The following is a 14,323-nucleotide window of genomic DNA, read 5'->3' as shown; positions in this document are numbered from 1 at the left end:
ATTCCCCTAAAAAAGATGCCCCATCTTACCCTAATGACGAGGGAAAAATCCAGTTTAGATGGGATATGGGTATTATTTCTCTATGTGCTGGTAACGCAGGAGATTTACTAGGTAAACGCCTTGGGCGCGGACTGAAAAATACATGATCTGGTTATCTTCGGGATAAATCACTGTGAACTGCCATATTCCCTCTTGAATATGCTTCAAATCTTCAATTTCGCCTCGACCTTCGAGAACGATCTCAGGTTGATCCGGAAGGAGCACCGGCCGATTCGATTTATCCGCCAATCGCAGCTGGAAAGTGATCTTCCCTTCACCTTTGGTTTTAATGCTGATGCTTGAATATCGTCGGTCAGGTTGACGGAAATTAAGACTTACTTTTTCTTTTAGCGTTTGATTCTGAACCACAAAATCGACACTCTTAGCGTGCTCTGATTTCTCTACGATTACGTAGTAGCGACCATTCAATATGCGCTCGAGTTTAAATTTGACGGGCCTTTTATTTTTAGCTTTAAGAGCAATTTCAGAGGGAGAAACATCTACAAACTGGCCCTTACTGTCCTTCAGTTGAAGATAAAAGTAATAAGTCAGGGAATCATTTTCAGCAGAAGGAAAAAGTTGAACAGAGCTATGAGAACGCGAGACCTCCCCTAACTGAACCGGAGACTCAGAAGCAGGATTACGCCGAAGAGGTGCTTCAGCGCAACTGACAAGTAAGACGAATAGGAGAAATAATCCAATCCTCATATCTGACCTTTTCGGTCAGTCAGTAAAAATACTTAACCTAAGATTAGATGAAGAAGGGCCCCAAAAGGGGCCCTCAATAAGCGATATTGTTTAATTATTTCAAAGACTTAGTAGCTGAAAGTACGTCTAGAATAGTTCCGTACGTTGAAAGCGTGCTGAAAAGAACCGGAGTTTCAGTTCCAGGCAGGTTAACCTTCAGATTAGGGTAACGACGAGAAGTATCGATCATAAGGGCTTTAACCGCGTCTGCATCCATTGAAGGATCATATGAAAGAAGAAGTGTCGCCACACCAGCAGCAGTCGGAGACGCCATCGATGTACCAGAGTAAGTATCGTATGTGTTGTCCGGAGTTGTTGAAAGGATATCAACACCTGGAGCGAATAGATCTACTGTCTTCTTACCGTAGTTAGAGAAGTCAGCTGGAAGAGTTAGACCTTTTTCGAAAGAAGAAGCACCGATCTCTAACCAGTTATTGAAATCACGACCCTCTTTTGAATAAGTTCTTTGAGGGAAACTTGGAGTAACGTCGTTGTTCTTATTGTCGTTACCAGCAGCGTGAACTAGTAGAACACCTTTTGATTCAGCATAACGAACGGCCTCATCTACCACTTTCTTAAATGGAGAATACATTTTACCGAAACTCATGTTGATCACGCGAGCGCCATTATCAACAGCGTAACGGATACCGTTCGCAACGTCTTTATCGCGCTCATCACCGTTTGGTACAACTCTTACGGCCATGATTTTTACGTTAGTAGCAACACCTTTGATACCAAGGTTGTTGTCACGAACAGCGGCGATTGAACCAGATACGTGAGTACCATGGCTTGAATCTGGACCGATTACATCGTTGTTACCGTAAATACGCTCATTCATATCAGAGTAGTTATCACCAACGATTGAACGAGGATTGAAATCTTCATTGTAGTAGTACTTAATTTGGTCTCCGTAGTACTCAAGCACACGGTTAAGACGAGCTTCGTTCTGGCCATTAGCAAGAAGTGTGATCATCACAGATTTAGCTTTAACAACTGCTTCGTCCTCTGATTGAACTGCACGAACGGCTTCAAGAGTCATCGTTGTTACGCCAACTGATTTAAGAACAGCCTCAGCTTCTTTGTATGAATTAAGACGAGTTGTATAAGTAGCAACTACACCTTTAGCGGCCTCAAGGTTCTCAGTTACGATTGCTTGAATTTTTTCAAGGTGAGCTTGTTGAGCTGGAGTAAGAGTTTCACCTAGTTCTTCAGTGCGAGCTTTAAGTTTTTTCATACGAACTAGTTCACGAGTTACTTCAAGTGAATCAGCATCTGTTTGAGCAGCTGGATTACCTTTCACAAGACGGATACCGTTAGCAAGAGATGAGTCTTCAACCATCTTCGCCATACCATTTGAACCACCGATGAAGTTCCAACCGAAAACGTCATCAACGTAACCGTTACCATCGTTATCGATACCGTCGTTAGCGATTTCGCCTTTATTGATCCAGATTTTACCTTGTAGATCTTCGTGGTTAACGTCTACACCAGAATCGATTACCGCAACGATGATGTCTTCAGATTGAGCAACACCGAACTGGCGGTAAGTTTCTTCCGTACCAACACCTTCAGCACCTTCTGCCGGAGAAAGGTTGAACCAGTTCTCAGGGCGAACACTTAGAAGTGACTTCGCTGAAGTTTGAAGAATTGTGCCTTTAGCATTTTTCAGAACGTATTGAGATTGGTTCTGCTTAAAAAGTTTAATATCTTGTTCTGCTTTTGGGATTACTTGTACACGAGCGAATGCTGCTGTAATTGAAAGTGGAAGAGCAAGCGCAAGAAGCGCGGTCTTTGACATCATGGGGATCCTTCCTTTGTTGATGAACTGCCCTCCTTTATGTCCCAATGAAGAAATTCAGACAAGTGTTTAAATTTGCTGTCAGAATATTTCTTAAAATTGGTGTAATTCTTACACCAGATAGAGACTGGCCGGGGCCAAAAAGACTATAAACTTTTCATCATTAAACCCGGAGGCATTATGAAATTTTTAATCGCATCTCTCACTGTGCTTTTCTCTTTCTCAGTCTTCGCTCAACAAAAAATGGGTCCAGAAGCAGTTGAAATCTTTTCGATGATGAAGCATCCACAAGTTGTAGATTGCTTTGCTCGCGAGAACGTTGATCTCGTAAACATTGAAATCAAAAAAGTTGTCGCACGTTGTCCTGGATGTAACACCTACATCATCACTGGAAACAGAAGAAACATCGACACTCCGAATCCAGAAAAAACTGTCATCTCAATTAAAGGGAAAGCAGTTCCAGGAACCTTCAGGAATTTCATTCAAACTTATACATGTGATATTAAAAATTAATAATGGAGGGGACATCCCCTCCTTATTTTTTAGATGTGCTCACCATGTTGAGATAAATCCAAACCAACCGTTTCGTCTTCTACACTCACTCTAAGTGGTCGAGTGAAATTACTGATCCAGTAAAGTGCATACGACCCCACAAAACAGAAAAGCATCACGAGGATTAAAGCAATACAATGATTCACGAAGGTCGTTGTCTGCCCGTAGATAAGGCCCACGTCTTTTGCAAACACCGCAGTTAAAATCATTCCCACAATTCCACCCAGTCCGTGACAAGGAAAAACATCTAGAGTGTCATCAATATCGGTCTTGGCTTTTAGGGAAAGAGCAAAGTTTGAAATCGAAGCGGAGATAAACCCAATTAGAATCGCAGCTCCTACACTTACAAACCCTGCAGCTGGAGTTATTCCCACTAGACCCACCACGGCTCCAATGCAAGCACCTAGAGCAGAAGCTTTTTTGCCTCGGAGGCGCTCTAAAAACATCCAGGTAAGCATTGCAACTGCGGAGGCAGTATTAGTGTTCATGAATGCCAATGTTGCAGTCTCATTAGCTCCAAGAGAAGATCCAGCATTAAATCCAAACCAACCAAACCACAAAAGACCCGTGCCTAAAATCACATAAGGGATATGATGGGCCTCATGATTAATTTCCTGACGAGGTCCAAGATAAATTGAGCCCGCCAGTGCCGCCATACCGGCCGATATATGCACGACAGTTCCACCCGCAAAATCTAAAACTCCCCAACCACGAAGAAGACCATCTGGGTGCCAGGTCATATGGGCAAGAGGCGCGTAGATGAAAATTGAGAAGAGAAACATGAAGATCAAATAAGAAGAAAACTTCACTCGTTCTGCGAAAGCACCGCTAATAAGTGCCGGCGTGATAATGGCGAATTTCAATTGAAAGAGAGAAAAGAGAGCAAAAGGAATCGTTGGAGCAAAATCCGGATGACTCGCCATCCCTACTCCGCGATACATGAAATAGGTCATTGGGTTTCCGATGATGCCTCCGATGGATTCACCAAAACACAGACTGAATCCAATCGCGACCCACGTGACTGAGATCACTCCCAGTGCCACCATCGATTGAAGCATGGTCGAAATCATGTTCTTCTTTCGAACCATTCCTCCGTAGAAGAATGAGAGTCCAGGAGTCATGAGAAGGACTAATCCAGAAGCGGTTAACAACCACGCCGTATCACCATAGTTAATGGGACCGCCGGTTTTAGCTTGAGGAATTTCAGGAAGGAAAGTGGCCAATAGACCGCAGACAAAAATAAGACCGAGATGAACGAGATAGATGGGTTTCATTGCTCCTCCTCGACGACCAGACATACTGGATGAGGAGGAGCAGAAGTTTAATTTAATTTAGAATGAAGATTCCATCTACTTCTATGCATTAAGCTCAATCGCAACCTTGATTGGACGCTCAACAACAAGGCCTTTGCCAGAAAGCAGCTCAATGATTTCAGAAGGACGGATACTTGTCCCCTGAGTCACTTTTGCCGTTACAAAAATTCCCGGCATGCGGCACGGAGAAACTTCATCGATGATTTCCATGATTTTCTCATTGAGACTCAACTCACCGGTCTTGATATCAATCAACATCGGACGGATGTCTTTATCCAGAAGCTTCTCTTCTTTTTTAGAGTAAGATTGAATAATGATCTGCTCTTGAGATTTTAAATTCTCAACCACAGTTCCAATATCGTTCTTTACTGGCACGAAATAAGTGAAGGTCTTCGCCGAGTCCTGAATTGAAGGAGTCTTCGAATTAATCACTGAGATGGCCTTAAAGATAATGCCCGGCTCAGAGTGAGTCTGAAGACGCTTCATCATATCATCGAAATCAGTCCATTCAGCAGGAACACGTACATCAAAGTATTCAGTCAGAGAGCTAATACCCAAAGTGAGTGCCGGTCCAAATGAAAGAAGCGGACGAATGTTATAACCTTCAGAGTGAAGAGTTTCTAAACCCGCGCGTTTAAAGATTCGAGTCATCACCTTTTGTAGATCAAGGTGAGAAATGAAAGTAATAGGCCCGAGTTTTGAGAACTCAATACGATATTTAAAGCCAACCGCTTGGTTACGTTTCTCACGAAGCTCCACGATGTCTTTCTTCAAGACTTCTGGCTGAACGTAAGGGGTATCTTCAATGCTGTTCATGCCTTTAAGGAAGTCACGGCGCTCTTCCACCATGCCTTTAAGGTCACAAGCAACACCACAGTGGTAACAAACTAGTTTCTTTTTATCGATATCGAAGGTCTTCTCAAGCGATTCAAGGTTTGAGTGGTGAACAATCATCCCGTGAACTTTTCCGCATGGAGGTGAAAGACGGTTATGAGTCGCCTTCTTCCATTCAATTTCCAGGAATCTTTCAGTCAATCCAACATCAATGTGGTCCCAGGCAAGTTTTCCGTTCATCGGAATTGTGCCAAGGAAGATCTGAGTATCAAGACCAGACTCTTCTACACATTTAACCCATAGATCATATTTAAATGTTTCATCCCATCCATCAAAGCGAGCACCCTGAGACCAAGCTTTGTAGATGATATCGGCAATACGTCTGTCACCACGAGCAACAATTCCTTCAAGAGCAGAAATGCGTGCCACGTGCTTTCTGAAGTTCAGACGGTATCTTTCAGCGTGATCTTTAAGCATGTTCTGCTTGCGCTCAATTTCCGGAAGCGTGATCATATTCGACCACTGAAACGGTGTATGAGGCTTAGGAACGAATGAAGAAACCGATACAGTAACAGTTGGGTTACGAACACCGCACTCAGTTGCCTTCTTACGTGCCTTAGCAGCAGTTTCCATAATCGCCACAACATCTTCATCTTCCTCAGTTGGTAGACCAATCATGAAGTAGAGCTTCATTTTCGTCCAACCACGAGAGAAAACGTTCTCGGCAGTTTTTAGTAGATCGTCTTCTGAAACGTTCTTGTTAATAACATCTCTCATTCTCTGAGAGCCGCCTTCTGGAGCGAATGTAAGAGAAGTGTTTTTCACTTCGGCCAGTTTATCGAGAATTCTCTCATCGAGACCGTAAGCACGAAGTGAAGAAATACCAAGTGTCGCATTCTCTTTGTGTAATTTATCGAGAAGTTCAAGCACTAGTGGAGTAACTGCAGAATAGTCCGCAGTTGATAGACAGGTAAGAGAGGCTTCATCAAAGCCCCCGTTCTTAAGTCCATCCATCATCATCTGAACGACGTTCTCTGGATTTCTTTCACGAACCGGACGATAGATCATTCCTGCCTGACAGAAACGACAGCCTTCCGTACAACCACGAGCAAGCTCAACTGAGAAACGGTCAAAGATCGCCGTCATGTGAGGGATCGGAGATTTTGTCGGGAACGGATAATTTGCGAGGTTATCCACAAAGTAACGTTGAACGCGATCAGGGATCACGCCTGCGAATTCAGCTTTTGGCCCTGTCACAACTTCCATCTGAGTCATTGGATCAATGGCCGTATCGTAAAACTTAGGAACGTAAATCCCTTTCCACTTCGCTAGTTCAAAAAGGATCTCATCACGCTTCATACCGCGAGCACGTGCTTCACCCACGAAGTGAGTTACTCGAGCGAAAAGTTTTTCACCATCACCGATCACTACGAAATCCATGAATGGAGCAAGTGGTTCAGGGTGAGTCGCACACGGACCACCACAGATCACGAATGGTTCGTGTTCCTGACGGTCTTTGGTCCAGATAGAAATTCCACCCAGATCAAGCATGTTCAGAATATTTGAATAACTCATTTCATACTGAAGAGAGAAACCAACAATATGGAAGTCTTTAAGCGGTTTGAAGTTTTCAAGAGAAACGAGATGCAATCCACGTGAGCGGATTTCTTTCTCCATATCAATCCATGGAGCAAACACGCGTTCAGCTAAAAGAGATTGATGCTGGTTGATTTCATCATAAAGGATCTTCATCCCCAAGTGACTCATCCCAATTTCGTATGTATCAGGAAAACACAGGGCCACGCGACCGATGGTCTCGTCCCAATTCTTTTTCGTAACGAAATGTTCGCCACCAATATATCGTGCAGGTTTTTCAACTTTTTCTAGAAAGGATGCATAAGGATTGTGTGAGGCCACAAAAGTCTCCGTCTGGTTTGTTTCACTCAAAAATTTGGTTGAGTGGAAGGATTGGAACCCTCTAATTAAGAATGAGGATTTTTAACAGATGATGGAATTTTTGGAAAGGAAAAGAATAGAATTACAGGGTATTAAATGTGACTTAAGTACCTGAACTTAGAAGCCCGAGGCGAGAGAAAGAACCCAGCGGCGATCTTCTTCTTCGCGGAAGCCATCCAAAGAGCGGTCAACAGCATAAGTTGTGAGATCCAAAATGAAAGTACGTGTACGCACACCTAGACCGGCAGACCCCCAACCATCACCCCAACCCGCACGCACAAATAGACGGCGATTGAAGTCTAGCTCAGCACCAGCGGCAAGACGGCGTTTGTAATCAGTATCGTAAGCATCATTTAAATCTTTGATGTTGGCCTCAAGGTGAAGACGAGAAATCTTTCCAATTTGAGGAGTGATAGAAACACCAAGGTCTACTGTTTGCTTAATTGCATCAGGAAGTCCGCCACCCGAAGCACCTTCAAAATCATTGTTGGTAGCATTTCTTAGAACCGCCGAAACAGTTGGAAGAAAATCCCATGGCAAAGTTAAGCGTGCACCGGCAGTTACTTGTAAGCTCTTACCATTTTTAAAGTCGTTTCCACTTACATCTACTGGATCAGTTGGTCCGAAAGATTTATAAAGATCTTTTCGCATCAGATACACTGCTGAAGCACCAATCTTAAAAATTCCTCCGAAGAATGAAGCATTCAGTGCCATTACTGGACCCTGATCTTTTCTTTCTGCAATCTCATAATTATTGGCAACATCATCATTGATGATTGCTCGGTCACGCTGCGAGTACATATAACCGAGAGTTAGACCTCTCACCGTGATGTTCGGGAAGAGATTGATTCTCGAGTGGGCAAGTTCACCTTGATTTTTAGCAAGTTTTGATCGCATATCCTCTGGATCAAATGAGTCGATGTAGTTTTGAGGAATTTCATAAGCAGGACCGTTTCCAATCACATCAAGGAGTCCACTACTTGCTTCTAAGTGAATGTTAGCAATATGAAACTGCGGCTTACGAACTGTACCTAACCCTGCGGGGTTATAAAATGCAGACCATGAATCATCTACTTTATTGATATAAGCATTACCCATCGCAAGCGCGCGAGCAGATGTCACTAATTCAGGAAAAGCGTGGTCTTCGAAATCCAATTTAGCGAACGCTGGTTTTACAACCAGCAGGACCGAAGCAATGAAGAAAATTTTGTTCAAACTTAAGAACTCTCTCACTCTCATATTTTAAAAGAATCGGGTATAAGACTCAATGAGGGGCAAAAGCGGCTTGTTACCACGATAATCCAATAGAATAACCGATGATTATTCGGCTCTTGTCTTTAGTATCATTTGTCTTTAATTGCTGATAAGTCGCCTCAAGTTTAGCAAAGGCGGCCGCATATGAAAGTTCCAGACCGGCACTCAAAGATTGGATTTTAGTATTAAAACTAGGATCTGCCCCGTTTAAACCTGGGTCACTTGAACGTATGTCTCCGTCAAAACTATAGGTCGCCATCGAGTAACTTGAATATGTCATAAACATATCTGAGAAGCGGTAACCGTAGAGGAGTAAAAATTCTTTACCTCCTAAATTGAACTCAACAGATTCATCTTCAGTCTCGTGTTCGTTTTCGCCCAAGGCCCCCGCAATACTCATTTTATGACCGGTTGTTTTGGCCACCCTGGAGTCCCCTAAAAACTGAAGCTTCAGACCCACCATTGAATTGGCACCACCGATATGCGACCAATAAACATCGAGCTGATCAAATATTGAATTAGAGAGTAAAAAGCCCGAACGGCTGAGATCGCTGTATTTCACGCCTTGATCCACCGTTCCCTGTGAAGTATCCACGGTCAGTTGGTTGGCGCTGGTTTGTTGAAATTCAAATTGCCCGCGCAGGGCCTGCCCCTGACTTTCAGGCGTGAGAAAACGGTTTCCCGGCACAATATACTTTGTGGCACAACTCACCTGGAGTAGCAGAGCAAGTAATAAGAGTATTCTAACCATCACATCTTACTATTGCCTTATCTCATGGAAAAACCTAGCAGTGGCAAGTTTTACCTAGCCGGGTATTAGTTAAAAGTGCCAATTAAAAGAGCCGATAAAGAACATAGGTATGAATACGCTAGGATTGGCTTTTACACTTCTCATTACCCTCTTTATCTCCTCATGTCAGGTGAAGGAGAAGTCGTCTGATGGCGGATTGATTTCTGATCACGTACCTACTACTAATAAATTTACTCTCCAGACTCCAACTGCCAAGGCCTATGACGAAGGTGAAACCATCACTTTCACGGTCACTTTTCCATTCGACATCATCATGGATACGACCGGGGGAGATCCGCGACTTCGTATCACTGTAGGAGCAGTAACCGAGTACGCAGATTACGACATCAGCCCTAACGCACGTACTATGACTTTTAAGTATGTGGTGGGTGCCACTGATAATGACACCAATGGAATTGATGTAAACGCGCTTGAACTTAATGGCAGTACATTAAAATTTGATAACAACGGCACTATTACGGATTGCGCGATTGCGACAGTAACGACAAAAAATTTTCCGAACGTTAAAATAGATACTGCCGGCCCTACTATCACGGCCCTAACCGTTACAAACTTGCCTGGTAATTATCACGCCTATGCAAAACTAAATTTTCAAATGACTTTTAGTGAACCTGTTTATGTTACAGGGACACCAAAGTTTACTGTCAACTTTCATGCGGCAGCTCAAACGGCTCCGCAAACTCAATCGGCTGACATTGAGTATGTCTCCGGCTCCGGCACAAACAAACTTGTTTTTTCGTACGAGATTGAACCAACACTCTTAGATACGAATGGCTTTGCTTCCATTTCTTCTTCACTCGATATTGGCACAGATACTTTAACAGATGCGAATGGAAACGATGCAAACTTAGATATGTCAGGAGTGACTGGAGCGGCGATCACATATAGTGCTACCGTCATGCTTTGGGGTCAATATCCAAACTTCGTTGATATTGTTATGCCAGCAGATAAAACTTATCTCGCAGGTGAATCATTAGATTTTGTGATTGAATTTGATCGTAATGTTAATGTGACCGGAACTCCTTATTTGGGAATCACGGTTGGCTCGACTGTGAGACAGGCCCAATATGTTTCAGGTACTGGAACTGAATTTCTCACTTTCCGATATGCTCTCGTTCCAGGTGATGTTGATGCAGACGGGATCACTGTACCTACTTCTATTACTCAAAACGCTGGCAACATCCAGGACGTGACATCTCCAAATCGTAGTTTCTTTGTGAATGCTACAAACAATAAACTGGTTATTCCTTCGACCGCTGGAATTAAAGCGAATGCCGTTCAACCAATGGCGATCTCTGCAACTCGTGGCACTGATATTACTAATGCAGTCTGGGGCACGGCCCTGGATAATAAATGGATCATTGGACAAGATTTAAATGTAACAATTGGTTTCAACACACCCATTACTGTTACTCAAACCGGTGGTACACCTAGTATCGGACTTGTGATTGGTTCAACCACGGTTCAAGCGCCATATATTTCTGGTGATGGTCAAAGTTCTTTGATTTTCCGTTATACCATTCAAGAAGGCGATCTTGATACAGACGGGACAATTGCATTAGGAACAATCACATTAAATGGTGGTGTGTTAACAGATGCTCATGGAACTAACGTACTGAGTACATTACCAGCAAGTATTACCACAACATTTGTTGATGGTGTTCGACCAACTATTTCCTCTATAACTCCAGCAACCAATGGCACTTACTCAAACGTAAACCTTGCGACCATGAACTTTATTGTGAATTGGTCTGAGGCAGTTAACTATAGCGCAACCGGTACTGGTGCTGCTTATGTTCCCATGAACGTTGGTGGATCAACCGTTAATTTACAATATGCTGCCAATAACAATACTGCCGCAATTACTCACAGACCTGTGACAAATGGTCTATCGACTTATACAGATACCGATGGCGTTATTCTTTCTTCTCCGTTAATGGGAACTGCGGTCATAAAAGACGCTGCAGGAAACACGGCCAATGTTTTAACTTTTAATGTTCCTTCTACAACTGGCGTTCTCGTTGATACAACAGCACCCACTATTGTATCTGTCACTCCTGTCACAGCAAATGGAACCTATCGAGTCGGTGAAAACTTAGATTTCACAGTAACTTTTAGCGAGCCAGTAACCACTAATGTGACGGCAACTCTACCGTGTATTACAGTAACATTGAACGCCTCTGGGGCAGGAACTGAATGTTTACGTCCAACTGCAAGCACGACAAACACAGTACATACATTTCGATACACAATCGTAGCGGCCGACAATGACCCAGATGGCATTGCTGTTGGGACCACTATTTCTAGTAGCGCTTATCCGACCGCAACTGGATATGTACGAGATGCTGGCTCTAATTCGGTTGCGGCAGCCTTCACTTCGCCAACTACGACAGGTATTCTTATTGACAACACTGCACCCGCACAACCAACAGCCACTAGCTTTTCAGGAACTCACGAGAGCGGAGAAACATTATCATTTGTTCTAACTTATTCTGAACCAATGTATGTTACAGGCGGAACACCGTATATCAGAGTGGCACTCACGAGCGGTAACATTGATTTTCCTCTCACTTCCGGAGATGGAACAACAACTCTTACCTTCTCATACACACTTACTGATAACGATTATGATTTCGATGGTCTTTCTTCTACAGTAAACACCATTACGCTTAATGGTGCCACGATTCTCGATGGTGGGCGAAATCCTGCAACCGGAACCAATACTTTCCAAACACAGAACTTAAGCACTGTCAGAGTAGTGTTTGCGAATACAAAACTGTGGGTAAAAAAAGATTTTGTAAGTCTTGCTAAAACTGGTAGTCCTACTGTTAGTAACAGCGGTTCCATTTCTTATACAACATGCTCAAGTGCAAATGACTGTCGAAATTTTACAGGTGATGATGCTCTCAATTTAGGCGGTGCTCTCAATAACGTTGAAACCGTTTTCATCGTTGTTAAGAATCCAGCGACTCTTGCAGTCCATGATATCTTCAAGAATGCGATTACTCTTTCACCTGGTGCCACAACTTATGACCTTACCATAACTTATGGTAACCTCTGGTTGAACGGAACTGACCGCGGGACGAACACATTCTTTAACGTAAATAGAGCGACTGGCTCCGTTAACGTCATCCAAGTTGATTTCGATACTCCTCAAGACTTTACGGCGGGAGCATTGATTGGAACTACTTTTGATGGTGCGATTGGTGAGGTTATGGCAATTTCCGGATCATTAACTCCGGCACAAAAAACGATCATTAGTAATTATCTGAACGGTCTATACTAAAAGGGCCCTTCTCGAGGGCCCCTTTCAGTGGGTATAGAATCTCTTATCCAAGTCTGAATTCTGTTTTCGATCTCGATACGTCTGATGTTCATCTGCTTCTTCAGGATCAAACGTGTCTTCTTCTCCAAAACTATCAATCCCATGGGCCGCCGCTTTAGGAGCTCCACGAGCAAACTCCGAGTTCTCAGTGTAATTGTATCTAACACCAGGTCCTGGATCTTTATTCAAAGTAAGCGGAAGATCATCCAAGTCGTAATCGACATCAATGCGATGTGATTCATAGTGATAGTTATCAATATGAATCGGATGAACCGAATCTGTTTCTTTCATTCTTTGAATGCGATCTACCACGAGGTGAGACATGTCTGAGAACAAATGTTGCACGTTGCTCTTCAGATGATTAAAGCGTCCCATAATTTCTGCGTTATTCATAAATACCCCTCTTTCCAGTAGGTCTTTAACCTTCTGACTGTTGTAAGAGAAGCATGAACGATGCCAACGATAAGTGTCTGTACTTAGATTAAAGAGAAATGTGTTTAGGAGGTAAAATGGGTCATAACCGAGAAAGTCGAGCAAAAAAAAAGGCCCTCTTTCGAGGGCCTTAAGATTAGAATCTTCTTTTTTGACCAGGCATTCTGTGGTTGATTTTAACACCAAGGTAACCGTTCTTGATGCTTCTCATAGCAGCGATTCTGTTCTCTGCCATTACGTCCGCAGCTTTGTTAACTGGAATGTTTTGCTCGTCAGAGATTTTGAAAACTTCAAGAGTCTTATCGTAGATTGTATCAACCATACGACGAGATTTAGAGTCTGCCCAACCTTCGAACTCGATCGAAACGTTCATTACACCACCAGCATTTACTAGGTAGTCTGGAGCGTAAAGGATGCCTTTCTCTTTAAGGATAAGGCCGTGACGGTCTTCTTTAAGTTGGTTGTTAGCAGCACCACAAACGATCTTAGCTTTCAATTGAGGAATTGTTTCGTCGTTGATTGAAGCACCAAGTGCACATGGAGCGTATACGTCACAAGCAACGCTGAAGATTTCATTTGTAGAAACGAACTTAGCAGTTGGGAAAGCGTCTTTCATACGCTGAATTCCACGCTCGTTTACGTCTGTATAAACAATGTTTGCACCAGCTTCAGTAAGAAGTTTAGCAAGTTCGAAACCTACTGAACCAACACCTTGAATGGCCACTGTTTTGCCTTTAAGTGAACGAGAACCGAAAGCTTTTGTTACAGAAGCTTCGATACCGCGGAACACGCCAAGAGCTGTATACGGAGATGGGTTACCAGAACCACCGTTCTGTTGAGCAACACCAGTTACGTGATTTGTTTCTGTAAAGATGTGTTCGATATCTTCTACTGAAGTGTTTACATCTTCAGCTGTGATGTAACGACCGTTTAGAGATTCAATGAAGCGACCGAATGAACGGAAAAGAGCTTCGTTTTTGTTTTTTGGATCAGCGATGATTACCGCTTTACCGCCACCAAGGTTAAGACCTGAGATAGCATTTTTATAAGTCATACCACGAGATAGACGAAGAACGTCGATTAGAGCTTCTTCTTCGTTAGCATATGGCCATAGACGAGTTCCGCCCAGAGCTGGACCTAGAGTTGTATCGTGGATACCTACGATAGCTTTAAGACCGCAAGACTTATCCTGGAAGAAGACAACTTCTTCGTGGCCCATTGAATACATTTTTTCGAGAGTTAACATACCGTTCTCCTTCGGC

10 protein-coding genes are annotated in these 14,323 nt (G+C 43.2%); 2 read left to right on the top strand and 8 right to left on the bottom strand.

All coding sequences use genetic code 11. The features are described 5' to 3' along the window. Positions 1-72 precede the first annotated feature (72 nt). Entirely contained in the window at positions 73-747 is a 675-nt protein-coding gene (locus tag SOO65_RS02895) for a hypothetical protein (protein WP_321396641.1), read from the bottom strand. 94 nt (positions 748-841) lie between these two features. Next, on the bottom strand, positions 842-2,587 hold the full coding sequence (locus SOO65_RS02890; RefSeq protein WP_321396638.1) for a S8 family serine peptidase: 1,746 nt from the start codon (positions 2,585-2,587) through the stop codon (positions 842-844). Positions 2,588-2,764: 177 nt separating this feature from the next. On the opposite strand from SOO65_RS02890, the gene SOO65_RS02885 reads away from it, so the two are divergent. Continuing rightward, positions 2,765-3,097 carry a hypothetical protein gene (locus SOO65_RS02885; RefSeq protein ID WP_321396635.1) on the top strand — a complete coding sequence of 111 codons (333 nt, stop codon included), beginning with the start codon at positions 2,765-2,767 and terminating at the stop codon, positions 3,095-3,097. 29 nt (positions 3,098-3,126) lie between these two features. On the opposite strand, the gene SOO65_RS02880 is transcribed toward SOO65_RS02885, so the two are convergent. The 4 genes from SOO65_RS02880 to SOO65_RS02865 all read right to left on the bottom strand — a co-directional run bounded on the left by SOO65_RS02880 (position 3,127) and on the right by SOO65_RS02865 (position 9,244). Then, positions 3,127-4,410: an ammonium transporter gene (locus SOO65_RS02880; protein WP_321396632.1), complete on the bottom strand. Its 1,284-nt coding sequence runs from the start codon at positions 4,408-4,410 to the stop codon at positions 3,127-3,129. Between the two features lie 81 nt (positions 4,411-4,491). Then, entirely contained in the window at positions 4,492-7,200 is a 2,709-nt protein-coding gene (locus SOO65_RS02875) for a TIGR03960 family B12-binding radical SAM protein (protein ID WP_321396629.1), read from the bottom strand. Between the two features lie 156 nt (positions 7,201-7,356). After that, on the bottom strand, positions 7,357-8,472 hold the full coding sequence (locus SOO65_RS02870) for a hypothetical protein (RefSeq protein ID WP_321396625.1): 1,116 nt from the start codon (positions 8,470-8,472) through the stop codon (positions 7,357-7,359). Between the two features lie 55 nt (positions 8,473-8,527). Then, positions 8,528-9,244: a hypothetical protein gene (locus tag SOO65_RS02865; RefSeq protein WP_321396622.1), complete on the bottom strand. Its 717-nt coding sequence runs from the start codon at positions 9,242-9,244 to the stop codon at positions 8,528-8,530. A gap of 109 nt (positions 9,245-9,353) precedes the next feature. On the opposite strand from SOO65_RS02865, the gene SOO65_RS02860 reads away from it, so the two are divergent. After that, a complete protein-coding gene (locus tag SOO65_RS02860; RefSeq protein ID WP_321396620.1) occupies positions 9,354-12,590 on the top strand; it encodes a beta strand repeat-containing protein in 3,237 nt (1,078 codons plus the stop codon). A 24-nt stretch (positions 12,591-12,614) separates the two neighbouring features. On the opposite strand, the gene SOO65_RS02855 is transcribed toward SOO65_RS02860, so the two are convergent. Then, the gene (locus SOO65_RS02855) at positions 12,615-13,022 is read right to left on the bottom strand and encodes a hypothetical protein (protein ID WP_321396617.1); all 408 of its coding nucleotides are present in this window, start codon (positions 13,020-13,022) and stop codon (positions 12,615-12,617) included. Positions 13,023-13,197: 175 nt separating this feature from the next. After that, positions 13,198-14,307 carry a Glu/Leu/Phe/Val dehydrogenase dimerization domain-containing protein gene (locus SOO65_RS02850; RefSeq protein ID WP_321396614.1) on the bottom strand — a complete coding sequence of 370 codons (1,110 nt, stop codon included), beginning with the start codon at positions 14,305-14,307 and terminating at the stop codon, positions 13,198-13,200. Positions 14,308-14,323: the final 16 nt, after the last annotated feature.

Source organism: Peredibacter starrii, from assembly GCF_034259205.1.
Taxonomy (GTDB): Bacteria; Bdellovibrionota; Bacteriovoracia; order Bacteriovoracales; family Bacteriovoracaceae; genus Peredibacter; species Peredibacter starrii.
The sequence above is the reverse complement of the archived record's forward strand: the minus strand, read 5'-3'. Positions and strand labels throughout refer to the sequence as shown.